23 protein-coding genes are annotated in these 24484 nt (G+C 64.7%); 10 read left to right on the forward strand and 13 right to left on the reverse strand.

Annotated elements, in window-relative coordinates:
• Positions 1-3 precede the first annotated feature (3 nt).
• The 8 genes from ABZ720_RS10575 (at position 4) to lexA (ending at position 7649) form a co-directional block, all read left to right on the forward strand.
• On the forward strand, positions 4-756 hold the full coding sequence (locus ABZ720_RS10575) for an ABC transporter permease (protein ID WP_366555491.1): 753 nt from the start codon (positions 4-6) through the stop codon (positions 754-756).
• Positions 757-876: 120 nt separating this feature from the next.
• Positions 877-3702 carry a monovalent cation/H+ antiporter subunit A gene (locus ABZ720_RS10580; RefSeq protein ID WP_366555492.1) on the forward strand — a complete coding sequence of 942 codons (2826 nt, stop codon included), beginning with the start codon at positions 877-879 and terminating at the stop codon, positions 3700-3702.
• 10 nt (positions 3703-3712) lie between these two features.
• Positions 3713-4057: a Na+/H+ antiporter subunit C gene (locus ABZ720_RS10585; protein ID WP_366555493.1), complete on the forward strand. Its 345-nt coding sequence runs from the start codon at positions 3713-3715 to the stop codon at positions 4055-4057.
• Complete coding sequence (locus tag ABZ720_RS10590; protein WP_366555494.1) at positions 4054-5595, forward strand: monovalent cation/H+ antiporter subunit D; 1542 nt, start codon at positions 4054-4056, stop codon at positions 5593-5595. The genes ABZ720_RS10585 and ABZ720_RS10590 overlap by 4 nt, the downstream gene beginning before the upstream one ends.
• A gap of 14 nt (positions 5596-5609) precedes the next feature.
• Positions 5610-6101 (forward strand): Na+/H+ antiporter subunit E, encoded by a 492-nt coding sequence (locus ABZ720_RS10595; RefSeq protein WP_366555495.1) that lies wholly within the window; start codon positions 5610-5612, stop codon positions 6099-6101.
• Positions 6098-6367 carry a K+/H+ antiporter subunit F gene (locus tag ABZ720_RS10600; RefSeq protein ID WP_366555496.1) on the forward strand — a complete coding sequence of 90 codons (270 nt, stop codon included), beginning with the start codon at positions 6098-6100 and terminating at the stop codon, positions 6365-6367. The genes ABZ720_RS10595 and ABZ720_RS10600 overlap by 4 nt, the downstream gene beginning before the upstream one ends.
• A 12-nt stretch (positions 6368-6379) precedes the next feature.
• Positions 6380-6772, forward strand: a complete 393-nt coding sequence (locus ABZ720_RS10605; protein WP_366555497.1) for a Na+/H+ antiporter subunit G — start codon at positions 6380-6382, stop codon at positions 6770-6772.
• A gap of 124 nt (positions 6773-6896) precedes the next feature.
• Positions 6897-7649, forward strand: coding sequence for a transcriptional repressor LexA (lexA, locus tag ABZ720_RS10610; protein ID WP_366555498.1), 753 nt, complete (start codon positions 6897-6899; stop codon positions 7647-7649).
• Positions 7650-7683: 34 nt separating this feature from the next.
• Here lexA and ABZ720_RS10615 read toward each other — a convergent pair whose 3' ends face one another.
• Entirely contained in the window at positions 7684-9804 is a 2121-nt protein-coding gene (locus ABZ720_RS10615) for a ComEC/Rec2 family competence protein (RefSeq protein WP_366555499.1), read from the reverse strand.
• Between the two features lie 224 nt (positions 9805-10028).
• Here ABZ720_RS10615 and gltX point away from each other — a divergent pair, with 224 nt between their 5' ends.
• Together gltX and gltA are read left to right on the forward strand one after the other, a co-directional pair.
• Positions 10029-11450: a glutamate--tRNA ligase gene (gltX, locus tag ABZ720_RS10620; RefSeq protein ID WP_366555500.1), complete on the forward strand. Its 1422-nt coding sequence runs from the start codon at positions 10029-10031 to the stop codon at positions 11448-11450.
• Between the two features lie 110 nt (positions 11451-11560).
• Entirely contained in the window at positions 11561-12874 is a 1314-nt protein-coding gene (gene gltA / locus ABZ720_RS10625) for a citrate synthase (RefSeq protein WP_366555501.1), read from the forward strand.
• Between the two features lie 101 nt (positions 12875-12975).
• Here the strand turns inward: gltA and gloA are convergent, their stop codons facing one another.
• The 12 genes from gloA to rpsB all read right to left on the reverse strand — a co-directional run bounded on the left by gloA (position 12976) and on the right by rpsB (position 24407).
• Positions 12976-13404 carry a lactoylglutathione lyase gene (gloA, locus tag ABZ720_RS10630; RefSeq protein ID WP_366555502.1) on the reverse strand — a complete coding sequence of 143 codons (429 nt, stop codon included), beginning with the start codon at positions 13402-13404 and terminating at the stop codon, positions 12976-12978.
• A 46-nt stretch (positions 13405-13450) separates the two neighbouring features.
• Positions 13451-13948 (reverse strand): 3-hydroxyacyl-ACP dehydratase FabZ, encoded by a 498-nt coding sequence (gene fabZ, locus ABZ720_RS10635; protein ID WP_366555503.1) that lies wholly within the window; start codon positions 13946-13948, stop codon positions 13451-13453.
• Between the two features lie 150 nt (positions 13949-14098).
• Positions 14099-14662, reverse strand: a complete 564-nt coding sequence (locus ABZ720_RS10640; RefSeq protein WP_366555504.1) for an OmpH/Skp family outer membrane protein — start codon at positions 14660-14662, stop codon at positions 14099-14101.
• 2 nt (positions 14663-14664) lie between these two features.
• Positions 14665-16977, reverse strand: coding sequence for an outer membrane protein assembly factor BamA (gene bamA / locus ABZ720_RS10645; protein WP_366555505.1), 2313 nt, complete (start codon positions 16975-16977; stop codon positions 14665-14667).
• A 63-nt stretch (positions 16978-17040) separates the two neighbouring features.
• Entirely contained in the window at positions 17041-18243 is a 1203-nt protein-coding gene (gene rseP, locus ABZ720_RS10650; protein WP_366555507.1) for an RIP metalloprotease RseP, read from the reverse strand.
• 187 nt (positions 18244-18430) lie between these two features.
• The gene (locus ABZ720_RS10655) at positions 18431-19597 is read right to left on the reverse strand and encodes a 1-deoxy-D-xylulose-5-phosphate reductoisomerase (protein WP_366555508.1); all 1167 of its coding nucleotides are present in this window, start codon (positions 19595-19597) and stop codon (positions 18431-18433) included.
• Positions 19594-20412 carry a phosphatidate cytidylyltransferase gene (locus ABZ720_RS10660; protein ID WP_366555509.1) on the reverse strand — a complete coding sequence of 273 codons (819 nt, stop codon included), beginning with the start codon at positions 20410-20412 and terminating at the stop codon, positions 19594-19596. The genes ABZ720_RS10655 and ABZ720_RS10660 overlap by 4 nt, the downstream gene beginning before the upstream one ends.
• Before the next feature lies 1 nt (position 20413).
• Positions 20414-21121, reverse strand: coding sequence for a polyprenyl diphosphate synthase (uppS, locus tag ABZ720_RS10665; protein WP_366555510.1), 708 nt, complete (start codon positions 21119-21121; stop codon positions 20414-20416).
• A gap of 34 nt (positions 21122-21155) precedes the next feature.
• The gene (gene frr, locus ABZ720_RS10670) at positions 21156-21713 is read right to left on the reverse strand and encodes a ribosome recycling factor (protein WP_366555511.1); all 558 of its coding nucleotides are present in this window, start codon (positions 21711-21713) and stop codon (positions 21156-21158) included.
• Positions 21714-21717: 4 nt separating this feature from the next.
• The gene (gene pyrH / locus ABZ720_RS10675; RefSeq protein ID WP_366555512.1) at positions 21718-22440 is read right to left on the reverse strand and encodes a UMP kinase; all 723 of its coding nucleotides are present in this window, start codon (positions 22438-22440) and stop codon (positions 21718-21720) included.
• A 78-nt stretch (positions 22441-22518) separates the two neighbouring features.
• Positions 22519-23445, reverse strand: coding sequence for a translation elongation factor Ts (tsf, locus tag ABZ720_RS10680; protein WP_366555513.1), 927 nt, complete (start codon positions 23443-23445; stop codon positions 22519-22521).
• Positions 23446-23513: 68 nt separating this feature from the next.
• Positions 23514-24407 (reverse strand): 30S ribosomal protein S2, encoded by an 894-nt coding sequence (gene rpsB / locus ABZ720_RS10685; protein ID WP_366555514.1) that lies wholly within the window; start codon positions 24405-24407, stop codon positions 23514-23516.
• Positions 24408-24484: the final 77 nt, after the last annotated feature.

The raw sequence follows: 24484 nt of genomic DNA on the forward strand, positions 1-24484 counted from the left end.
GCCATGGGATTGCTGCGCGCCGCGACGGTGACCATCGGGCTGCTGCTGCTCTGGCAGTTGGTGGTTTGGGTCACGGCCGTCCCGCCCTTCATCCTGCCCAGCCCGCAGGCCGTTGGCGCGACGCTTTTACAGCGCTGGTCCCTGTTGCTGGGGCATGCCGGCGTCACCGCCGCGGAGATCCTTCTGGGTCTCTTGCTGGGCGTGCTGCTTGGAAGCATAGCCGCCCTGCTGCTGGCCTCCGCCGCGGTCCTGCGTCGCTGGCTTTTGCCGCTGCTGGTGGCCAGCCAGGCGATCCCGGTCTTCGCCCTGGCGCCACTGCTGGTGCTCTGGCTGGGCTACGGCATGGCCAGCAAGGTTGCCATGGCGACATTGATCATCTTCTTTCCTGTCACGGCCGCCTTCTATGACGGGCTGAGGCGCACCGATCCGGGCTGGCTGGCGCTGGCCCAGACCATGGGGGGCACCCGTTATGCCGTCCTGCGCCACATCGCGATTCCCGCCGCCCTGCCCGCCTTCACCTCGGGCCTGCGTGTCGCCACCGCCGTCGCCCCCATCGGAGCCGTGGTGGGTGAGTGGGTGGGCTCCAGCGCCGGCCTGGGCCACCTGATGCTCAACGCCAACGCGCGCATGCAAACCGACCTGATGTTCGCGGCCTTGCTGGTCCTCACCGCCATGGCACTGCTGCTTTACTACTCGGTCGACCTGCTCGGCCGGCGACTCCTGCCCTGGCTGCCCGAGACACACCCGCGCCCCTGACTCTAACAAAAAACCGACACGAGCATATCCGGGTTTTCTTGACCCCGAAGGCCCGGTCCCTAATCTTGCGCCAGCCTTCCGGGGGGTTCCGGAACCGTCAGGCCAACGCTAGGGAGAGCCATGAGTCTCGTCCTGATCGCCCTGCTACCGTTTATCGGGGCCATTCTGCCCGCGCTCATGATCCGCGCCGGCCGGAACGCCTGCGCGCTGACCGCAGGTTCCGTAACGCTTACATCCCTCATCCTGCTGTTGAGCTACGCTCCGGCGGTTTTTGGGGGCGAGGTGATCCAGGCGCGATTCGAATGGCTGCCGGGGCTGGGTCTCAATGCCAATTTCTTCCTGGACGGCCTCGGGTTCTTTTTCGCGCTTCTGATCCTTGGCATCGGCCTGCTGATCATCGTTTACGCGCGCTTCTACCTGAGCAAGCAGGACCCCATGGGCCTGTTCTATGTCTACCTGCTGCTCTTTCAGGGCGCGATGGTGGGCATCACGCTCTCAGACAATATCCTGCTGCTGCTGATCTTCTGGGAGCTGACCAGCCTCTCGTCGTTCCTGCTGATCGGCTACTGGAAGCACCTACCGGAGGGCCGCCAGGGCGCGCGCATGGCGCTGATGGTCACCGGGTCGGGCGGCATGGCGATGATCGCCGGCATGCTGATCCTCGGCAACATCGCCGGTTCCTATGACCTCACGGTCATTCTTCAGTCCAGTGCGGCGATCAAGGCTTCGCCCCTGTACCTGCCGGCCCTGCTGCTGATCCTGGGCGGCGCCTTTACCAAGTCGGCGCAGTTCCCCTTCCACTTCTGGCTGCCGCACGCCATGGCCGCCCCCACGCCGGTCAGCGCCTACCTGCACAGCGCCACCATGGTGAAGGCCGGCGTGTTCCTGATGGCGCGGATGTGGCCGGCGCTAGCGGGCACGCCGGAGTGGTTCTACATCGTCGCGACTGCCGGCCTCGTGACCATGATCGTCGGCGCCTGGATCTCCATCTTCAAGGACGACCTGAAGGGCCTGCTTGCCTTTTCCACGGTCAGCCAGCTCGGCCTGATGACCATGCTGCTGGGCTTCGGCACGCCCATGGCCGCGCTCGCAGCCGTGTTCCACATCCTCAATCACGCCACCTTCAAGGCGGCGCTCTTCATGACCGCGGGCATCGTCGACCACGAGGCGGGGACCCGTGATGCCAAGCGGTTGGGTGGCCTGGTCACCCTGATGCCGATCACAGCGACCATCGCCATGATCGCCGCCGCTTCCTCGGCCGGCCTGCCGCTGTTCAATGGTTTCCTCTCGAAAGAGATGATGCTGTACGAGGCGAGCCACACCTACTACCTGGGCCAAGAGTGGATCCTGCCGGTGCTGGCCACGGTCGGCGCGGTCTTTTCGGTCGCCTATTCGGCGCGCTACGCCATCCACGTCTTCCTGGGCAAGGAGCGGCACGACTACCCGAGCCACCCCCACGACCCGCCCTTCGGCATGTGGGCGCCGGCCGGCCTCCTGGTGGTGCTGGTGGTGGCCATCGGCCTGCTGCCGCAGACCATCGCGGGGCCGTTGGTGCAGGTGGCTTCCAATGCAGTCACCAACGGGGCCGCGCCGGTCGTCGACATCCAGATCTGGCACGGTGTGAACGCCGCACTCATCATGAGCATGATCGCGCTCGCCCTCGGCCTGCTGCTGCTCTGGCGCTACGGCAATTTCGTGGCGCTGCGTCAGCGTTTCCCGCGCCCCGAGGCCAAGGAGATCTTCGATCGCCTGGTCGACCGTACCGCAGCAGCAGCGACCTTCATCACCGATGGCCTGCAGAACGGCTCCTTGCAGCGCTACCTCGCCACCATGGTGGCGACAGTTATCCTAGTGGGTGCCGTCGGTTTCTTCGGCGGCAACCATGCGGCCGGTGCGCGCGCCACGCTGCCGGTCTCGCCCATCGGTCTCATTGCCTGGCTGCTGCTTGTAGTCGCCTGCCTGACCCTCGTCTTCTTCCATCACCGCAGGCTCCTGTCGCTGATCCTGGTGGGCGTCATCGGTCTTATCGTCTCGCTAGGCTTCTTCTACTTTGCCGCGCCCGACCTGGCGCTGACCCAGATCTCGGTGGAGGTGGTGACGGTGATCCTGCTGCTGCTCGCCCTCAACTTCCTGCCGAAGCAGACCCCCGTGGCCGAATACACGCCACGGCGCTGGCGCGATGCGGCCCTGGCCGGGCTTGCCGGCCTCGGCGTCGCCGGACTCACGCTGGCAGTTACCACGCGCGATTTCTTCGCCGGCAGCATCTCCGACTTCCATCTGGCCAACTCCTATCCCGGGGGTGGCGGCACCAACGTGGTGAACGTGATCCTGGTGGACTTCCGCGGCTTCGACACCTACGGCGAGATCATCGTGCTCGGCGTCGCGGCATTGGCCATTTTCGCCCTGCTGGAAAGCAGCCTGCACGGCAAAGCCAGCAAGCGTCTCGCCAACTGGGTTCCGGAGACGGCCCGGGCCTTCGACACCCACCCGCTGCTGCTGGTTGTGGCGTCCCGTGCGATGCTGCCCTTCGCGCTGCTGGTGGGCATCTTCATCTTCCTGCGCGGTCACAACGAGCCGGGCGGTGGCTTCATTGCCGGCTTGGTCGTCTCTATCGCCCTGATCATCCAGTACATGGCCAGCGGCTTTCAATGGGCTCACGCCCGGGTCCGGATCGACTATCACGCCGTCATCGGCCTCGGCGTTCTGATCGCCGGGCTGACCGGTGTGGCGGCCTGGATCGCGGAGCGACCCTTCCTGACCAGCGACTTCACCTATGTGACCCTGCCGGTGGTGGGAACCTTCGAAGTCGCCACAGCCATGGCCTTCGACGTGGGTGTGTTCCTCACGGTCGTGGGGGCCGTGATGCTGGCACTGGCCAACCTTTCGCGGATCGGACGGCGCGCCGAAACAGGCGGCGGCTCACACCCGATCGCCTCGCAACACTAGGGAGCGGGCAATGGAGTATCTCCTCGCAAGCGGTGTCGGCGTGCTGACCGCGACAGGCGTCTACATGATCCTGCGCGGTCGGAGCTTCCCCGTGGTTGTGGGCTTCGCGCTGCTGTCCTACGCGGTCAATGTGCTGCTGTTCAGCATGGGTCGTTTGACCCTCAACCGTCCGCCGGTGCTGACCCTCGACCTCGAGAGCTACAGCGATCCCTTGCCGCAGGCTCTGGTGCTGACAGCCATCGTCATCTCCTTCGGAATGACGGCGCTGATCGTCGTGCTGGCCTTGCGCTCCTTTCTGGAAAGCGGCAGCGACCATGTGGACGGTGAGACTGCCGAGGGCGGAACGCGCGAATGAACCATTGGATTCTCGTCCCTATCGTCCTGCCGTCGCTGCTGGCGCCACTGATCGTTCTGGCGGCGCGGCACGATATCGTGCTGCAGCGCTGCTTCTCCCTGGCCGGGGTGACGGCCATGCTGGCGGTGTCCATCGGACTGCTCGTCCAGGCAGCCGGCAGGCCGCCGCAGGTCTATGACCTTGGCAACTGGCCGGCGCCTTTCGGGATCGTCATGGTCCTGGACCGCCTGTCGGCGCTGATGCTGGTGCTGGCTTCCCTGCTGGCCCTGCTGGTGCTGATCTATGCCGTGCAGACCTGGGACTCCCGCGGTCGACACTTCCACGCGCTGTTCCAGTTCCAGATGATGGGCGTCGCCGGGGCCTTCCTCACCGGCGACCTCTTCAACCTCTTCGTCTTCTTCGAGGTGCTGCTGATCGCCTCCTACGGCCTCATGCTGCACGGCGCCGGCGCCGAACGCCTGCGTGCCGGCTTTCAGTACGTGGCCGTCAACCTGGCGGGGTCCACTCTCTTCCTCGTGGCGCTTGGCCTGATCTACGGCGTCACCGGTACGCTGAACATGGCCGACCTGGCCGTGCGCGTGCCGCTGGTGCCGGAGTCCGATCAGGCATTGCTGCGCACCGGTGGTCTGCTGCTCCTCATCGTGTTCGCCATCAAGGCGGCACTGGTCCCGCTGCACTTCTGGCTGCCGCAGACCTATGCCGCCGCCAGCGCGCCGGTTGCGGCCCTCTTCGCCATCATGACCAAGGTGGGTGCCTATTCCATCCTGCGGGTCTTCACCCTGATCTTCGGAGAGGGGGCCGGCGAGATGGCCTGGCTGGCCGCACCCTGGCTGATGCCCGCAGCCCTGGTCACCCTGGTGCTGGGCATGGTGGGAGTGGTGGCGGCGCGCAACCTGCGCTGGATGGTCTGTTTCGGCACCATCGGCTCCATGGGCACCCTCCTGATCGCCTTGGGCGCCTTCACCGTCACGGCGACATCTGCCGGGCTGTACTATCTCGTGCATTCCACCTTCGTGGCAGCGGCCCTGTTTCTCCTGGCGGACCAGGTTGCCCAGCGACGGGGCAGCCATGACGACAGCCTGGCTCCCGCGCCGCGCTATCCGCACATCGGCCTGCTCTCGGCACTCTTCTTCGTTGCCGCCATCGCCATGGTGGGTATGCCGCCCCTGAGCGGATTCGTCGGCAAGCTGCTGATTCTCGACGGCGTGCGCGGGGTGCCGCTCGGAAGCTGGGCCTGGGTGCTGCTCCTTAGCACCTCGGTGTTGATGCTGCTGGGCTTCGCGCGTGCCGGTAGCCGGGTCTTCTGGAAGCCCACGGCAATCGAGGAAGATGCCGGTGAGGCCGAAGTTGCGGCACGTCCGGCCGCCCTGCCGCTGGTGGCGATCGCCCTGCTGCTGTTCTCGACGGTGCTACTCACGGCCTTTGCCGGCCCGGTGATGGACTTCCTCGACGGCACGGCAGCGCAGCTTTTCGAGCCTCGCGGTTACATCGCGGCGGTCTTGGGCCCGGAAGCCCCTTTCACGGTGTCAGATTTCTGAGGCAGGACGAGCCGATGCTCAAACGCGTCATTCCGAACCCCCTTCTGACCCTCGTGCTGACCGGGGTCTGGCTGCTGTTGATGAACGACTTCAGCGTCGGGGCCCTCATCCTGGGCCTGCTGCTCGGCCTGCTGATCCCCTACTTCACCCGGCGGTTCTGGCCCAATGCGCCGCGGGTCTACAAACCCTTCCGGATCGCCAGCTACTGCCTTGTGGTGCTCTGGGACATCGTGATCGCCAACGTCCAGGTGGCTTACCTGATCCTGTTCAAGAAGAACGAGGAACTGCGCCCGATCTTCGTGAGCATCCCGCTGGATCTCAAGACCCCGGAGGCGATTGCCGTTCTCGCAGGCACGATCACCATGACGCCGGGCACGGTCAGCAGCGACCTTTCCGCGGACAACCGCAGCCTCTTGGTGCATTGCCTAGATACCGGCGATCCGGAGACGACGGTGCGGGACATCAAGCAGCGCTATGAAGCGCGCCTCAGGGAGATCTTCGAATGATCGCCGCTGCCATCACCTTCGGCTTTGCCGCCATCGGCCTGGCGCTTCTGCTGAATCTCTACCGACTGGCGCTCGGACCCGGCATGCCCGACCGAATCCTGGCGCTGGACACCATGGTCATCAACGCCATCGCCCTGATCATGCTCTACGGCATCGCCCAGGAAACCACGGTCTACTTCGAAGCGGCCCTGCTGTTCGCGATGGTCGGATTCGTCTCCACCGTGGCCTTTTGCAAGTTCATCCTGCGCGGCGACATCATCGAATAGGGAGGAGAGGACATGGACTTTCTTGCGGAAGCATTCGTTGCCTTCCTGATCGTCGTCGGCGGCATCTTCGGGCTGGTGGGTTCCTATGGCCTGGCAAAGCTCCCGGACACCATGATGCGCCTGCACGCCCCTACCAAGGCCACCACGCTGGGCGTCGGCAGCATCCTGATCGCGTCGATGGCCTATTTCCTGTTCTTCGAGAACCTTTTCTCCGTCCATGAACTGCTCATCACGCTGTTCCTCTTCATCGCAGCGCCGCTGACCGCCAACGTGATCGCCAAGGCGCATCTGCACGACGACCGCGTCGACCCCAAACAGCTCCCCGCCCCCGATCCCCAGGCCTCGGGTCAGGTGCCCGGCTGGTCCACCTTCGACCCGGAGGCTGAGCGCCAGGACGTGCGCTAAAGTCTCGACGTGCGTTGAGGTAACGCTGCCACCACGGCGGGCTTGACCAGGAATCAGAACAACACTAGAACAAGTGTAGGTTTCCGCTTCGTTCCGTTGCGGGCCGGCAAAGGAGACGCCCGTCATGCTGACCCGTAAGCAGCACCAGCTCCTGCTCTTTCTTCATCGCCACCTGAGCGAGGAAGGCGTATCGCCGTCCTTCGACGAGATGAAGGATGCGCTCTCGCTCAAATCGAAATCCGGTATCCACCGATTGATTACCGGCCTGGAGGAGCGGGGCTTCATTCGCCGCCTGCCGCACCGCGCCCGCGCCATCGAGATCCTGCGGCTGCCTGACGAAGTGGCAGGGCAGCATGGCCATAGTCCCTCTGCCGTCACCGGCGAAGCGCGGCGTTTCACTCCGAGTGTGGTGGAGGGCGCGCGGGCTTCAGCCGCCCCGCTGCGCGCACAGGGAAAGCCGCCGCAGGGAGCAGCAATTCCGGGTGGCGAAAGCGCAATCGCCGCACTCCCGCTCTATGGACGCATTGCCGCCGGCACGCCGATCGAGGCATTGCGCGACGAGTCGAACTATATGCAGGTGCCGCGCAGCCTGCTGAGCCGCGGCGACCACTACGCCCTCGAGGTCGAAGGCGATTCGATGATCGAGGCCGGCATTCACGACGGTGACACGGTCATCATCCAGCGATGCGAGGACGCCGAGAACGGGGAAATCGTGGTCGCGCTTGTGGACGGCGAAGAAGTCACCCTCAAACGCCTGCGCAAGCGCAAGGGCGCAATCGCTCTCGAGCCTGCCAATCCCACCTTCGAAACCCGGCTTTTCCCGCCGGATCGGGTGCAGGTGCAGGGACGCCTGGTCGGACTGATTCGCCGCTACTGAGAGACAGGCCGGCGGTGCCATCGGCTGACAACAGCTAGTCCGCATTGATCCGGCTCCAAGGGCGGTGACCACGCTGTTCCGAAACTCGCTGCAAGCGATAGCGCCCCGCACCTTCCAGCCACAGTGCCAGTCCGCCATGGCGGCGAAGGTCGCGCCGATCGATCACCTGTTCTGGTCGACCGACACCTTCAGCGCAGCCGGGCGGTACGGGAATCGCGGCCAACAGCAGGTCGGCCCGCCGGCAATCCTCCTCCAGGGCGTCCCCCTCGAAGACCACAGCCACCTCGAGTCCGCCGCGAGCCAGTACGCACCCCAGGTCGTCGCAGGCGATGCGAGGATGGGAAAGATCTCCGGCCTGCGGCAAGCGTTCGCCTTCCGCCAGCCCTGCCCGCCCGAGCCACTGCTCGGCGGAGAAGCGATTGACGCGGCGCGAATTGAACAGCAGTTCACCTTCCCGCCCCTGAACCGCCAGCAGCCGTCCGTCCCCTGACAGCACCAGGTCCGGGGGCGAGGTCCAGGCGCTGGATGCCAGGCCGAACAGAAGCGGCAGCAGCCCGGCGAACCGCCAGGGCCTGCGCCAAAGACACAGCCAGAGTCCGCCAGCAACGCAGGCGATGAACCCCCAGGACGCCATGGCCGGTAGACGCAGGACCGCGCCTTCGAGTGCGGCGACCGAGCCGGCAACCCGCAGAACGACGTCGATCCCCTGCCCCATCAACCAGAGCGGCGGCGCCTCCCATCCCAGCGGCATGACCAGCAAGGACACAATGGCGAGCGGCATGACCAGCATCGCGGTGACAGGCACGGCGAAAAGATTGGCCACTATGCCGTAGAGGGGCACGGTCTCGAAGTGGTGCAGGGTGAAGGGCGCTGTGGCCACACCGGCGATGAGCGAGGTCAACAGCAGTCCGCCGAGATAGACCAGGGGCCGGGGATACTGCCGTATACCACCGTCGCGCCAGCGCCGTTCGCGCCAGGACCGCAGCGCCTCGTAGCCGGCAACCAGTGCCACGACGGCGGCGAAGGACAGCTGGAAGCTGGCGGACAGTAGACTTTCCGGGGTTAAGAGCAGCACCGCAATCGCTGCCCAGGCGACCAGACGCAAGCTGATGGCGGTGCGGTCGGTCAGAACCCCCAGCAGCACCAGCGCCGTCATCAGGAATGCCCTCTGGGTCGGAACCGGCGCGCCCGCAAGCAGCAGATAGACTCCGGCTCCGAGCAGGGCCACCACGGCGGCATAGCGTTTGATGGGATGGCGCAGCGCCACTGCCGGCCAGAGCGCCAGGCCTGAGCGGACGACGAGGAAGAGCGATCCGGCCACGAGCCCGATATGAAGGCCTGAGATAGCCAACAGATGCGCCAGCCCCGAATCCCGCACGGCCTCCAGCGCCTCCGACTGGATGGCGCCGCGCTGACCCGTCAGCAGCGCCACCGCCACCCCGGCACTGGGCTGAGGCAGAGCGGCCAGCACCCGTTCGGTTACGGTCTGACGCATGCCGCTCCAGAAGCCTTGCCAGCGCGCAGCCAGCCCCTGCGTCTGCGGTGCTTCGGCTATCAGTTCGGGCGGCCCGAAGGCAAAGCCCACGCCACCCAGCCGCTGAAACCAGGCAGCACGGGCGAAATCGTAATCGCCCGGCGCCGCCGGAGCCGGCGGCGGGCGCACGCGCGCGAGAAAGCGTAGTCGGGTTCCCGGCGCGACCGAGCCGCTGGCCGAACGCGCGGCGATGCGCAGGTAGGCCGGCGTGGCATCGGAGGACACGTCCTCGAGCACTGCCTCGTCGAGCAGGAAGCGATAGCCGCGCAACAACGGCTCCGCGGCCACCACCCGCCCTTCCACGTTGATCGGCCCGATCTCACGCGTCAGCACCGGAGCCGCAACGGAGTGGCTGCGCAGTTGCGCAACCTGGAAGCCGAGCAGGCAGACGGCGCAGATCAGCGTCAGCAGCACCCGCTCCCGGTCGCGCCGCCAGCGCAATGCCGTCGCAGCCAGCGCGCCCCAGAGTGGGAGCGTCGTCAACAGCGGCGGCTCGACAGGCAAGAGGAAGTAAATCGCGATGCCAAGCGCCAGCAGCGGCGCAAGCCAGAGGATCCAGCGCTCCCGCTCCTCCAGCAGGCGGGTGAACAGGAAAGCGCGCAGATGGGCTGCTGTCGGCATGACCCGCCTTGTGCGGCCGGTGAAAGGGGCGATTGCTATTTTAGACTGTTTTTCTAACCTGAACACTCCTTGAGACGGAAGCGACAAGCAGGCCTGAACGGGCCCAGCTGTCGTCGCCCGTGCGCGCGGCTTTCTCCTGTGCTAGACACGCCGTCGCGTGGTCACACTGCCGCGGCATGCAGGCTGCGTTCCTTGTTCGAACTTACAGGAGGCCACTCCGGCGCATGAGTGTCGTCACCCGCTTTGCTCCCTCCCCAACAGGGTTCCTGCACATAGGCGGCGCCCGTACGGCGCTGTTCAACTGGCTCTATGCCCGGCACCACGGTGGGCAGTTCCGTCTGCGCATCGAGGACACTGACCGCAAGCGCTCGACCCCGGAAGCGATCGAGGCGATCCTCGATGGTCTGCAATGGCTGGGTCTGGGGTGGGACGACGAGGTTGTTTACCAGTCCGCACGCGCCGAGCGGCACGCGGAACTGGCACGCGCGCTGCTGGCGAGCGGCCACGCCTACCACTGCTATGCGAGCCAGGAAGAGCTGGAGCAGATGCGCCAGCTTGCCCGGGCGGAAGGCCGCCCGATGCGCTACGATGGGCGTTGGCGCGATCGCGATCCGGCCGAAGCGCCCGAAGGCGTGGACCCGGTCGTGCGCCTGAAAGCGCCCACCGAGGGCGAGACGGTGATCGAGGATGAGGTCCAGGGCAGCGTCCGCGTCGCCAACGAGCAACTGGACGACATGGTGCTGCTGCGCGCCGACGGCTCCCCGACCTACATGCTTTCCGTGGTGGTGGACGACCACGACATGGGCATCACTCATGTCATTCGCGGCGACGACCATTTGACCAACGCCTTCCGCCAGACCCAGCTCTACCGGGCGCTGGGCTGGGACGTACCGCGCTTTGCCCACATACCGCTGATTCATGGCCCCGATGGCGCCAAGCTCTCCAAGCGCCACGGCGCCCTGGGCGTGGAGACATACCGCGACATGGGCTACCTGCCGGAAGCGCTGCGCAACTATCTGCTGCGGCTCGGCTGGGGCCACGGCGACGAGGAAATCATCTCCACCGAGCAGGCAATCGCCTGGTTCGACCTGCCCGCCGTCGGCCGTTCGGCCTCGCGCTTCGATTTCCAGAAGCTGGAGCATCTGAACGCCCACTATCTGCGCGAAGCCGATGTTGCCCGGCTGGTCGATCTCATCGTTGAACGCTTTGAGGAAGAGGTGGGCGCAACCGGGCGCCAGCGCCTGCTCGCCGGCATGGCCGGATTGAAGCCGCGGGCGCGTACCCTTGTCGAACTGGCTGAACTGGCGCACTTCTACGTCGCGCAGCGGCCACTCACGTACAATGCCAAGGCCGAAAAGCTGCTCGCCGCAGAAGCGGCACCGGCATTGCTGAGCGCCCTGCGCGACCATCTGTCGGGCCTGCCCGACTGGACGGAAGCCGCGATCGAGGAGGCCGTGCGTGCCCAGGCAGAGGCCCAGACGGTCAAGCTGGGTGCCGTGGCGCAGCCGTTGCGCGCAGCTCTGGCTGGCTCCAACGTCTCACCTGGCATCTTCGAAGTCGCCGCCGTGCTTGGGCGGGAAGAAGCTTTGGGCCGCATCGACGACGCAATCACCGCAACGAAACAATCAGGCTCTACAGCCGATTGATCGCGGCGGCATTTCGGCCTTATGCTGCGCTGCACCCATGGCTCGCCCCGGCGAGCTCCCCGCTCAGGGCGGTGCACCGCGCGAGGCAGGCACTATGGGAAGGGAAGTAAATGAGTAACGCAAAGTCACAGGGCAACAAGACCGCCACCCTGACCGATAACGACACCGGACAGAGCTGGGAATTCCCGATCCTGGATGGCAACGTCGGGCCTCGGGTCATCGACATCCGCAAGCTCTACGGTGAAACAGGCATGTTCACCTACGACCCGGGCTTCACCTCGACCGCATCCTGCGATTCCGCGATCACCTACATCGACGGTGACGAAGGCCTCCTGATGCACCGCGGCTACCGCATCGAGGATCTGGCCGAGAAATCGGACTTCATGGAAGTCTGCTACCTCCTCCTGCACGGCGAACTGCCGAGCCGGCTGGAGAAGGACAAGTTCGTGCACAACATCACCTACCACACGATGCTGCACGAACAGATGAACTACTTCTTCCGCGGCTTCCGACGCGACAGCCATCCCATGGCCGTCATGGTGGGGGTGGTCGGGGCACTCTCCGCCTTCTATCACGACAGCACCGACATCACCGACCCGCACCAGCGCCTGATCGCCTCGCACCGCTTGATCGCCAAGATGCCGACCATTGCGGCCATGGCCTACAAGTACTCGGTCGGCCAGCCCTTCGTTTATCCGCGCAACGACCTCGACTATGCCTCCAACTTCCTGCACATGACCTTTTCGGTGCCGGCGGAGGAGTACAAGGTAAACCCCGTGCTGTCGCGGGCGATGGACCGCATCTTTATCCTGCACGCCGACCATGAGCAGAACGCCTCCACCTCAACGGTGCGGCTGGCGGGCTCCTCCGGCGCCAATCCCTTCGCCTGCATCGCAGCCGGCATCTCCTCGCTTTGGGGTCCGGCGCACGGCGGTGCGAACGAAGCGGTGCTGCGCATGCTCGAGGAGATCGGGCACAAGGATCGGATCCCCGAATTCATCGAGCGCGCCAAGGACAAGGACGATCCCTTCCGCCTCATGGGCTTCGGCCACCGGGTCTACAAGAACTACGATCCGCGCGCGAAGGTGATGCAGAAGTCCTGCCACGAAGTGCTGGACGAGCTGGGCCTGCGCAACGAGCCGCTCCTGGAACTGGCCATGGAACTGGAGCGCATCGCGCTGGAGGACGAGTACTTCAACGAAAAGAAGCTCTTCCCCAACGTGGATTTCTATTCCGGCATCGTGCTCAAGGCGCTGGGCTTCCCGACCTCCATGTTCACCGCCCTCTTCGCCCTGGCCCGCACCGTGGGCTGGATCGCGCAGTGGAACGAGATGATCGAGGATCCGGGCCAGCGCATCGGCCGTCCGCGCCAGCTCTACAACGGCGCCACGCTGCGCGATCTCCCGCCCATCGATCAGCGCTGACACCGGGCGGCGCTACGCTGCACCGGAAAAGCCCAAACGCAAAACGCCCCGGGGTGCGATCGGCAGCCCGGGGCGTTGACGTTTCGGAACAGCAGCCTGATTCAGCTCCGCTCGATCAACTCGATCTTGTAGCCGTCTGGGTCCTCGATGAAGGCAATCACGGAGCCGCCGTGCTTCATCGGTCCGGGCGGGCGGGGAATTTTCACGCCCTCGGCCTCGAGCTTCTCACAGGTGCCGTAGATATCCGGCACGCCGATGGCCAGGTGCCCGAAGCCCGATCCGTGGGTATAGGGCTCTTCCTGACCCCAGTTGTGGGTCAGTTCGATTACTGTGCTGTTGCTTTCGTCGCCGTAGCCCACGAAAGCCAGGGTGAATTCACCGCTGGGATAGTCCTGTTTGCGCAGCTGAGACATGCCCAACAGACGCGTATAGAAGTCCAGCGACTTATCCAGGTCCTTCACCCGGATCATGGTGTGCAGCATGCGGAAGCCGGACGTGTCTGCGACCGGTGTCGTGCTCGCTTCGCTCATCTTCTCTCCTTTCTGGCAGGCGCCCCACAGAAGGGGGCGGCCGGTTTCAGGTGTCCTCGCGGATCATCGCGCTGAAGGTCGATTCAGCGGCAAGCTGTCCGTCCACCAACACCTCACCCTTGAACTTCCAGAAGGGGCCGCGGCTGCGTTCCTTCGAGACCTGAATCTCCAACTGGTCACCCGGCACCACGGGCCGGCGGAAACGACAGGAATCGATGGACATGAAGTAGACGAGTTTGCCCGCGACGCCATCGCCCAGGGTTTCCACCACCAGAACGGCGGCCGTCTGAGCCATCGCTTCCACGATCAGCACGCCAGGCATGACGGGTTGGCGCGGAAAATGTCCCTGAAAGAAGGCCTCGTTGATGGAGACGTTCTTGATCCCCACGGCACGGACATTGGGCACCATGTCGCGCACGCGATCGATCATCAGCATCGGGTAGCGATGCGGAATCATCTCCATGATCTTCAGGATATCGTAGGCTTCGAACTGCTTGCCTGCGTTATCCTGAGCTGTTGCAGCGCCTTCGTTCTTCTCGGTCATCGAGTTCCCCTGACACCCACCGTTTCCGGCTCGTCATCAGAAAATCCGGAAACAAACGATTGCTGTTTTCCCGGCTTACGCTCGTACCGCTGCAGAGCGTCGGCAGATTGGGGCCGTCGAACAGCTTCGGCCGCCGACCCCTTGCGCCGATCAGCGGTTCACGGAAACCGACGGCAGCCGCTCATTCAAACGCTGCAAGGCCTGTTCGGTCTTGTCGAAGTCCTCATGCACCAGGACCAGCGTGGACTTCGGCACGACCATGTTGGCGCCGTGCTCGGTGGCGAGTTCATCGGCGATGCGCACCAGTTGCATCTCGACCTCGCCCACAGCCTCGGCATAGCTCTCGTCCATGCCCTCCAGGCGCTGGGAGAACTCGCGCTGATAGTCCGCAAACTGCTGCTCGAGTTGCTGGCGGCGTTCCTCGAAGGCCTCGCTGGACAGAACGCTGCGCTGGCGCGACAGGGCCTCATCCTCCTCGCGCAACTGCCGTTCGCGCTCCTGCATCTGCTGCTCCAGGCCGCCTTCATCCTGCTCGATCTGGGACTGGATCGACTGCATGGCCGAGGAGTTGGCCATCACATAGTTCACGTCGATCACAAGGATCTGCGGGGTCGGGAGCTGTTGCGCCTGAACGGCAGCTGGCGATGCGACAGCGATCGCGATGCCGAAAACCAGAGCCCAGGCGGCGAGGAAAGTGCGCGTTGCAAATGGCATGGTCAGAACGTTGTCCCAATGCTGAAGTTTAAGAGTTCGGTGCGGTCATGGCTCTCCTTCCGGAGAGCATAGCCGAGATCGACGCTGATCAAGCCCAGCGGCGAGTTCCAGGTGACGCCGGGCCCGACCGACACACGGAGCGATGGCTTGTTGCCGACAGCGTTTCTGGTATTGCCGTCGGCGCCCCAGAGCGTGCCCACATCGGCGAAGAGGCGGCCGCGAACATCGAACTCTTCGGGCAGGCCGAGAGGAAAGCGGAATTCGGTCAGGCCTTTTACGAAATAGCGTCCTCCGAGAGCATAGCGGCCCTCGCGGGGTCCGATGCCACTCTCTTCGAAGCCACGAAAGGACTGTCCGCCAAGCATGAAGCGGTCGCTGATACGCGTCGATTGACCGATACCCTGCATCACGCCACCGCTGCCGCCGAACACGAGCGTATAGTCCTCGTCCCCCCCCAGGGGCAGGTAGTAGCGGCCCTCGGTGCGGGCGCGGCCGAAGCGCACGTTGCCACCCAGTCCAGCGACGTCAGTATCGAACTCGACAAGAAAACCGGTCCGCGGATCGAGAATGCTGTCCCGACGGTCCCAGGTCATGCTCTGGCCCACCATGGAGCGCCAAGAGACGCCTTCCTCGCGGCGGACCTGCAGCGGAGCGTTGCTGTCGGGATCGCTGATTTCACGTCGTTCGATCTCGTAACGCAACACCTGACGGGTGTACTCGGTCAGATCGTAGCCAAGGCGCGTACCGGCGCCGGTGCTGCGCTGATCGAATCCGCTTTCATCGACCTCAGTGGTTACGTGAAAGGCATCGATCCCGGCGGAGAGTTCCCTGCCCAGAAAACGCGGCTCGGTGAATCCCACATCGAATTCCGTCCCGCGGCCAGCCATCATGAAGGCAATGCGCGCCTCCTGGCCACGACCGAGAAGGTTGCGCTCGCGCAGCTCGACCTGGCCAAGGGGACCGGCGCTGGTGGAGAAGCCGGCACCGAAGCTGAGTTCGCCGGTGGACTGCTCTTCCACTTCCACGTTGACGATCGTCCGGTCGGGGGCGCTGCCCTCCTCCTGTCCGACGTCGATGCTGCGGAAGTAGGTCAGGTTCTCGAGGCGCTCGCGCGACCGGCGCAGGCGCGCGGCATTGAAGGCATCGCCCTCCACCAGCCGGAACTCGCGGCGGATGACGCTATCGACCGTGCGGACGTTGCCTTCGATGTCGATCCGTTCGACATAGACTCGCGGGCCCTCGCTCACCTCGAAGGTGATGCCGATGGTGCGTGCTTCACGATCACGCTGCGGCCGCGGATTGACATCGACGAAGGGGTAGCCCCTTTCCGCAAGATACTCGGAAATCTCGTCGACGCTGTCCTCCACCTCGATGGCGTCGTACCAGTCGCCTTCGCTCATGCCGAGCAGTGGACGCAGCTCCTCTGCGTCCACGCCGCGCAGTTGGCTGACGAGATCGATCTCGCCGAAGCGATAGCGTTCGCCCTCCTCCACGGTGAAGGTGATGATAAAGGCTGAGCGATCCAGGTTCAGTTCCGCAACCGAGGAGACAACCCGGAAATCGGCGTAGCCCTCTTCGAGATAGTGCCGCCGCAAGAGCTCGCGGTCGAATGCCAGGCGGTCCGGATCGTAGACGTCGGAACTGCTGAGGAAGCGATACCAGGCGCTCTCGCGCGTGGAGATCACCTCCCGCAAGGATCCGGCGGAGAAATTCTCGTTGCCGACGAAGTTGATGGAGTCGATCTCTGTGACCGGCCCTTCCTCGATCTCGAACACGAGGTCAACGCGGTTCTGGTCAAGTTCAATCAGCTTGGGCTCGACCGAGGCGGCAAACCGACCGCGACGCTGATAGAGGTCGAGCATGCGCTGCACGTCGTTCTGGACCCGCGTCTGGGTGTACACCACCCGCGGACGAAGTTCGATCTCGGACTGCAGGGTGTCATTCTCGATCCGGCGATTGCCCTCAAACGCGATGCGATTGATCATCGGGTTCTCGTCGACAACCACGATCAGCACATCGCCTTCCCGGCGCAGCGTTACATCGGCAAAGAGGCCCGTGTCGAAGATGGATTTCAGTGATTCGTCGACCACGAAGGGATCGAAGGGATCACCGGGCCGCACCTGCATATAGCTGAGCACAGTGGCGGGATCGACGCGTTGCGTGCCGTCGATCCGGATTTCCTGAATGATCTCGCCTTCCGCAAAGGGCTGATCCTGCGCCACTGCCGGCGACACACCGACGATCAAACTCGGTGCAGCAAGAGCGAAAGCGAGGGCGAAAGCAACTTTGGCAACGAACCCGAGGACTACACGCACGCCGTCAAACTCCCCCCGCCGCCAAAAGAATCCGGGTTGTGTCATCGCCCCTGCCGTCCCGCATCAGCTAATCCACCCCACCAAAAAGTTGAAGAACTGCAACCGCATTAGATCGTTCCAGGTCACGAACACAAAGAGCATGACCACGAGCGCCAATCCGATGCGGAAACCCAGTTCCTGGGCCCGCTCACCCAGAGGCCGGCCCCTGACCGCCTCCACGGCGTAAAACAATAGATGGCCGCCGTCCAGCATGGGAACAGGGAAGAGATTGATCAAACCAAGATTGATCGACAAGACCGCCATGAACCAGGCGACGGAAACGATGCCAGCCATTGCCACGTGGCCCGACATTTCTGCGATCCGCACCGGGCCGCCCAGCTCATCGGTGCTGCGCACGCCCGTCACGATCTGTCCCAGCGCGCGCAACGTGGCGGCGGTCAGGGAGACGGTCTCTTCGCCGGCACGCCAAAGCGCCTCACCCGGTCCGTAGCGCACATACTCCGTGCCACTGGCCCCCACCCCGAGGCGGGCCATGCGATGCACGTTTCCGAAGTTGTCTTCCTGATCGACGATTTCGGGCGTCGCGGTCAGCGTCACTTCCTGCCCATCGCGCTCGACCAGGATCTCCAGCGGCTGATCGAGATTGAGCTGTACAGCGCGCTGAATCTGCTCGAATCGTTCGATGCGATTGCCATTGACCTCGAGAATCCGGTCCCCCGACCGGATGTCAGCAACCTCGGCGGCACTGCTTTCCAGGACCTGACCGATCACCGGCGGCGTTGTCGGCTGGCCGATGAAGGCGAAGAACCCCGTGAGGAGCACAGCAGCAAAAATGAAGTTCGCCGCCGGACCGGCCGCGACGACGAAAGTACGCTGCCCGAGCGTCTTGTGGTGAAAGGACACCGCCCGCTCTTCATCCGTGAGCGGTCGCTCAACGCCGGAGGCCCAGCCTCCGGTTTCCTCGCCGCCCCGGCCGCCGGACTCCGCGTCCGCCTTCGAAGCGCTCGGCGCCGGCCGGCTGGTGACATCGGCATCGCCGAACATCTTGACGTAGCCGCCCAGCGGCACGGCGCTCACTTTCCAGCGCGTGCCTTGCTTGTCGTACCAGCCAAAGAGTTCCGGACCGAATCCGATCGAAAAGGCTTCGATCTTCACGCCACAACGCCGGGCCGCGAGGTAGTGCCCCATCTCGTGAATGAACACGAGAATCGTCAGAATGACGAGAAAGGGGATCAGGTAGTCACCGATGAGGTTCAGCAGGTCCATAGTCTCTTCTCAACAGGCCCGGGGCCATCGCACCACACAGGCAGCCTGCCGGCAATCCGGCAGCCCGGTAGGGTCCTGTGTTGATCTGGGCCCGGGGCCTTCCTTTTACATCAGCCGCGGGCCGCAGCCAAACACCTTGCCCGACAACCACCTTGCCCTGGCAGCCCGGATGCCGGTAGCGGCTCACTCACGCGGTGGAGCGTTGGCGGATCGCCTCCGCCGCAACAACGCGGGCTTGCGCGTCCACCTCCAGCACCTCAGCCACGCTGGCCGGCGCCCGGGGAACCTGCTGTGCCAGCACCGATTCGGCCACGGCGGCGATATTCAGAAACCCGAGCCGGCCTTCCAGGAAGGCGGCAACGGCCATCTCGTTGGCGGCATTGAGCACAGCCGGTGCTGCTCCGCCCGTTCGCAGGGCTTCCCGGGCCAGACGCAAGGCGGGAAAGCGCTCTTCATCGGGCGATTCGAAGGTTAACTGCCCAAGGCCAGCCAGGTCGAGGCGGTCCACCGGAGCCGACATGCGCCGCGGCCAGGACAGGCAATAGGCCAACGGCGTGCGCATGTCCGGCACGCCGAGTTGCGCCAAAACCGAGCCGTCAGCATAGCCGACCAGCGAGTGGATGACGGACTGAGGATGCACCAGGATCTCGATCTGCTGCTCGGGCAAAGCGAAGAGATAATGGGCTTCGATCAGTTCCAGGCCCTTGTTCATCATCGTCGCCGAATCGACAGAGATCTTCGCGCCCATGTCCCAGTTGGGATGGGCCACGGCTTGCGCAGGTGTCACATCGGCCATTGCGTCACGACTGAGCGTCCTGAAGGGACCGCCCGACGCGGTGAGGATGATGCGCTCGATGGCCGCGCGCTCTTCCTGTTCGAAGACCTGGAAGATTGCATTGTGCTCCGAGTCGGCAGGCAGAAGCGTGGCGCCATGACGGGCAACGGCCGCCACCATCAGCGGTCCGGCGCACACCAGGGCTTCCTTGTTGGCCAGCACCACCGCTGCCCCGCGCTCCACGGCCGCTAAAGTGGGTGGCAGGCCGGCTGAACCGACGATGGCGGCCACCACAAGGTCACTCGGTCGCCGCGCCGCCTCCGCGACTGCCTGCTCCCCGGCCGCAACCTCGATCCCGGACCCGGACAGCGCCTCCTTGAGATCGGAATAGCAATCGGGATCGGCCACCACGGCCAAACGCGCACCAAAGCGCCGCGCCTGCTCCGCCAGCACCGTTACCGAGCGGTTGGCAGTCAATGCCTCGATCTCGAAGTCTTCCGGGTTTCGCTCCACCAGATCGAGTGTGCTGCGTCCGATGGAGCCTGTCGCTCCCAATAGGGTGATACGGCGCATGGTCATAGGCTCACCACTCCCAGCCACATCAGCAGAGCCAGAGCCAGCGCTGCCGTCAGCAGGGCATCGACCCGGTCCAGCAGTCCGCCATGCCCGGGAATCAGCCCACTGGCATCCTTGACCCCGAAACGGCGCTTGAAGGCCGATTCAAGCAGGTCGCCGCCTTGACCAACGGCCGCGAGCAGGGCTCCCAGGAAGAGCATAGACCAGGGTGAGGCCACGGTCAGGGCCGAAGCGGCCAGGGATCCGACCAAACCGGCACAGGCCACGCCCCCAACAAGCCCGGCCCAGGTTTTCTTCGGGCTCCAGCGTGGCGCCAGGCGCGGTCCGCCAATGGTCTTGCCAAAGGCATAGGCGCCACTGTCCGCAGCCCAGATCACGAGCAGCAGCCATAGAACCAGGTCACGGCCCTGGGCATCGGCGCCGCGCAGCCCGTGGAGCACCAGCAGGGGCACGGCGACATAGACCAGACCCAGCAACAACCAGGACAGATCGGCGTCGCCATAGGGCGAGAGGCGCTGCGTCGCCAGCAGGATCAGGGGTGCAAGCAGGAGCAGGACAATGACGGCTGCAAGGCCCGAGCACATGGCCGCCAGGAGCATCGCGGGCGCCAGCAGCGTCAGCGCGGCCTCACTCAGGCCGAACGGCCGGCCGCGGCAGCAGACCCGGCTCCACTCCCAGGCCATACCCACCGCCAGCAGCAAGAGAAGCAAGTCGCTGAAGGGCGGCCCCAGATAGACCGCAAGCAACACCGGCGGCGCAAGGGCCGCAGCGGTGACGATCCGTCGGCCGAGGGCGGCGTCGATGGCTGGAAGCCGCAAGCTATGCCGTCGAGGAGAGAGCGCCAAAGCGTCGGTCCCGCTGGCGATAGTCGGCAAGCGCCTCAGCCAGGTCCTCGTGGCTGAAGTCCGGCCAGAGCCGGTTGCTGAAATAGAGTTCGGCGTAGGCCAGCTGCCAGAGCAGGAAGTTCGAGATGCGCTGCTCTCCGCCGGTGCGAATCAACAGGTCCGGATGAGGCAGGTCCGCCGTCTCCAGACCACCCGACAGGGCAGCCTCGTCAATCGCCGCCGGATCGAGTTCCCCTGCGGCCACGCGCTGGGCCAGGCGGCGCGTGCTGTCAACGATCTCCTGCCGTCCGCCGTAGGACAGCGCCACCGTCAACTGCAGACCCTTGTGATCCGCGCTCGCTTCTTCCAGCCGCTCGACAATGCGCACCAGATCGGCGGGTAGCCGCGCGCGGTCGCCGATCATGCGCACGCGCACGTCCAGGCGCTGCATCTCTTGGGAGTAGTCGTCGCCGAGATAGCGGCGCAACAGACCCATAAGGTCCACAACTTCCGAAACCGGTCGATTCCAGTTCTCGGAAGAGAAGGCAAAGAGCGTCAGGTAGGGAAGTTCCAGTTCCACGGCCGCACGCACGATGCGTCGTGCGGCTTCGGCGCCGCGCCAGTGTCCGACGCGCCGAGGCAAGCCACGGCGGGCGGCCCAGCGCCCGTTGCCGTCCATGATGATCGCGACATGACTCACCATTGCCCCCTCCCGTCAGACCTGCGGCCCCGACACCTCAAACCTGCATGATTTCCGCTTCCTTGTGGGCGAGCGCTTCGTCGATCAGCTTGATGTGCTCGTCCGTCAGCTTCTGGATTTCGTCGCCCTTGCGGCGCTGAATGTCCTCGGAGATCTCGTTCGACTTTTCCATCTTCTTGAGCTGGTCCATGCCGTCGCGGCGCACATTGCGCACGGCCACGCGCGCCTGCTCGGCGTACTTGGCCGCAACCTTGGTCAGCTCTTGGCGCCTCTCCTCCGACAGGGGCGGGATGGGAATGCGGATGAGGTTGCCATCGTTCGAGGGATTGAGACCCAGACCGGACTCGCGAATGGCCTTTTCCACCGCGGAAACCAGCTTGCGGTCCCAGACCTGGACGGTCAGCAGCCGCGACTCCGGGACGCCGATGGTGCCCACCTGAGGCAGCGGCGTCTGCGCGCCATAGGCCTCGACCGTGATCGGCTCCAACAGACTGGTCGCCGCCCGGCCGGTGCGCAGGCCCCCGAACTCGCGCTTCAGGGCGTCCAGCGCCCCATCCATCCGGCGCGTCAGTTCCTTGATCAAAGCGTCGGGCATCGTCCTATTCCTCGTCCGTTACGATCGTGAAGCGGCCGCGACCTTGCACAACTTCCGCGAATGCGCCCGGCTGGGCAATACTGAAAACCAGAATCGGTATGCCATTCTCGCGGGCCAGCGAGATCGCGGCGTGGTCCATCACTGCCAGATCGTGCGAAAGCACATCCATGTAAGAAAGCCGTTCGTAGCGCTTGGCATCGGGCACTTTGACCGGGTCGGCATCGTAGACGCCATCGACCTTGGTACCCTTGAGCAGGGCATCGACCTGCATTTCCGAGGCACGCAGGGCGGCGGCCGTGTCCGTGGTGAAGAAGGGATTGCCGGTTCCGGCCCCGAAGATCACCACGCGGCCCTTTTCCATGTGCCGCACCGCACGGCGCCGGATGTAGGGCTCGCAGACCGACGACATGGGAATGGCCGACTGCACCCGCACAGGGACGCCCGCTTTCTCCAGCGCATTCTGAACCGCCAGAGAATTGATGACCGTTGCCAGCATGCCCATGTGGTCCGCGGTCGCCCGCTCCATGCCCTGAGATGCGCCGCTCAGTCCGCGAAAGATGTTGCCACCCCCGATCACGAGACAAACCTCGATGCCCATGGCATGAACGGACCGGACGTCCGCCGCCACCCGATCTACGGTAGCAGCATCGAGGCCGTAATCGCGGCTTCCCATGAGGGCTTCGCCGGAAATCTTAAGCAGGACCCGGCGGTACCTCGGCTTATCCATCACCCTGCCCCTCCTGGCATTGGAGCGCACAAAGAAAGAGGCGGTTCGGAGTATCCGGAACCGCCTCTGTCAAATCCCTCAGCTCTTGGCTGCGGCTGCGACCTCTGAGGCGAAGTCGCTTTCTTCCTTCTCTATTCCCTCGCCCAACTGGAAGCGGGCGAAGGCCTTCAGCGTGATCGGGCTGCCGATGTCCTTGGCGGTCAATTCGACAGCCTTAGAGACCTTGTTCTCGCCGTCGATAACGAACAGCTGCTCCAGGAGGCAGACCTCCTCGTAGAACTTGCGCAGGCGGCCCTCGACCATCTTGTCGATGATCTCTTCCGACTTGCCGCTGGCCCGAGCCTGGTCTGCGAGGACTTCACGTTCGCGGTCAAGCAGGGAGACATCCACGCCATCGCGATCGACGGCCACCGGGTTGGCGGCGGCCACATGCATGGCAATCTGGCGGCCGAATGCGTTGAGCTTGTCGGCATCGCCTTCGGACTCGAGTGCGACCAGTACGCCGATCTTGCCCAGGCCGTCGACGGTCTGGTTGTGCACGTAGCCGGCGACAACGCCCTTATCCACCGACAGAGCCTGGACGCGGCGCAGCGACATGTTCTCGCCGATGGTGGCGATCAGCTGGGTCAGTTCCTCGGCCACGCTGCGGCCGCTGTTCGGATAGGCAGTGGCGGAGAGCGTCTCAATGTTGTCGCCGTGCTCCAGCGCCAGGCGAGCGACAGTGGCAACAAACTCCTGGAAGGTCTCGTTGCGGCCGACGAAATCGGTCTCCGCATTGACCTCAACAACCGCGCCACGGTTTCCTTCGGTGACCACAGCCACCAAGCCCTCGGCGGCGGTGCGCCCGGCTTTCTTCGCCGCGGCCGCCAGGCCCTTCTTGCGCAGCCAGTCTACGGCCGCTTCGACATCGCCGTCATTCGCGGTCAATGCCTTCTTGCAATCCATCATGCCTGCGCCGGTCTTGTCGCGCAGTTCCTTCACCAGTGCAGCGGTGATCTCAGCCATGGGTCAACTCATTCCGTTTGGTTTACAGGCGGCATGGGCAGGCCTGTCAGCCCGCCCGCCCAGCCAAATCAGCTCTCGCTGCGTGCTTCTTCGCCGGTGGGAGCAGCCGGCGTCTCGGGCGCCCCAGTCTCAGGCGCTGCAGTCTCAGGCGCAGCGGTCGCGGGCGCAGCAGTCTCAGTCACAGCGGCCTCGGCAGGCGCTTCAGGGGCCGGTTCGCTCAGGGTTTCGACCGGGGCTTCCTCGGCAGCACCGACGTCCACGCCCTTGGACGACATCTCGTGCTGCAGGCCGTCAAGCACGGCATCGGCCAGGAGTTCGCAGTAGAGCTGAATGGCACGCACGGCATCGTCGTTGCCGGGGATCGGATAGGCCACGCCGCTCGGGCTGGAGTTGGAGTCGAGGACCGCCATCACAGGGATACCAAGCTTGCTGGCCTCGAGGACCGCCAGGTGCTCCTTGTTGGTGTCGATGATGAAGATCGCGTCCGGCAGGCCGCCCATGTCCTTGATGCCGCCCAGCGCAGATTCGAGCTTGTTCAGCTCGCGCGTACGATTGAGCGTTTCCTTCTTCGTCAGGCCGGTGTTCTCCTGGGAGAGCAGCTCCTCCAACTCCTTCAGACGACGGATGGAGTGGGAGATGGTCTTCCAGTTGGTCAGCATGCCGCCGAGCCAGCGCTCATTGACGTAGTACTGACCGCAGCGCGCGGCAGCGGAAGCCACGATGTCGCTGGCCTGGCGCTTGGTGCCGACGAAGAGCACGCGTCCGTTGCCCGCGGCGACTTCACGCGCGAACACCAGAGCCTGGTGCATCAGGGGAACGGTCTGCTCCAGGTCGATGATGTGGATGTTGTTGCGGACACCAAAGATGAAAGGAGCCATCTTCGGGTTCCAGCGCCGAGTGGTGTGGCCGAAATGGGCGCCGGCTTCCATGAGCTGGCGCATGGTGAATTCAGGAAGTGCCATATTGTCGTTCTCCGGTTTATCCGCCGCGGAGTGAGTGATCCGGCTCCCATTGCTGGGCACCGGACACCGGAGCGACC

This window comes from Aquibaculum sediminis (assembly GCF_040712085.1).
Classification (GTDB): domain Bacteria; phylum Pseudomonadota; class Alphaproteobacteria; order Kiloniellales; family DSM-21159; genus Aquibaculum; species Aquibaculum sediminis.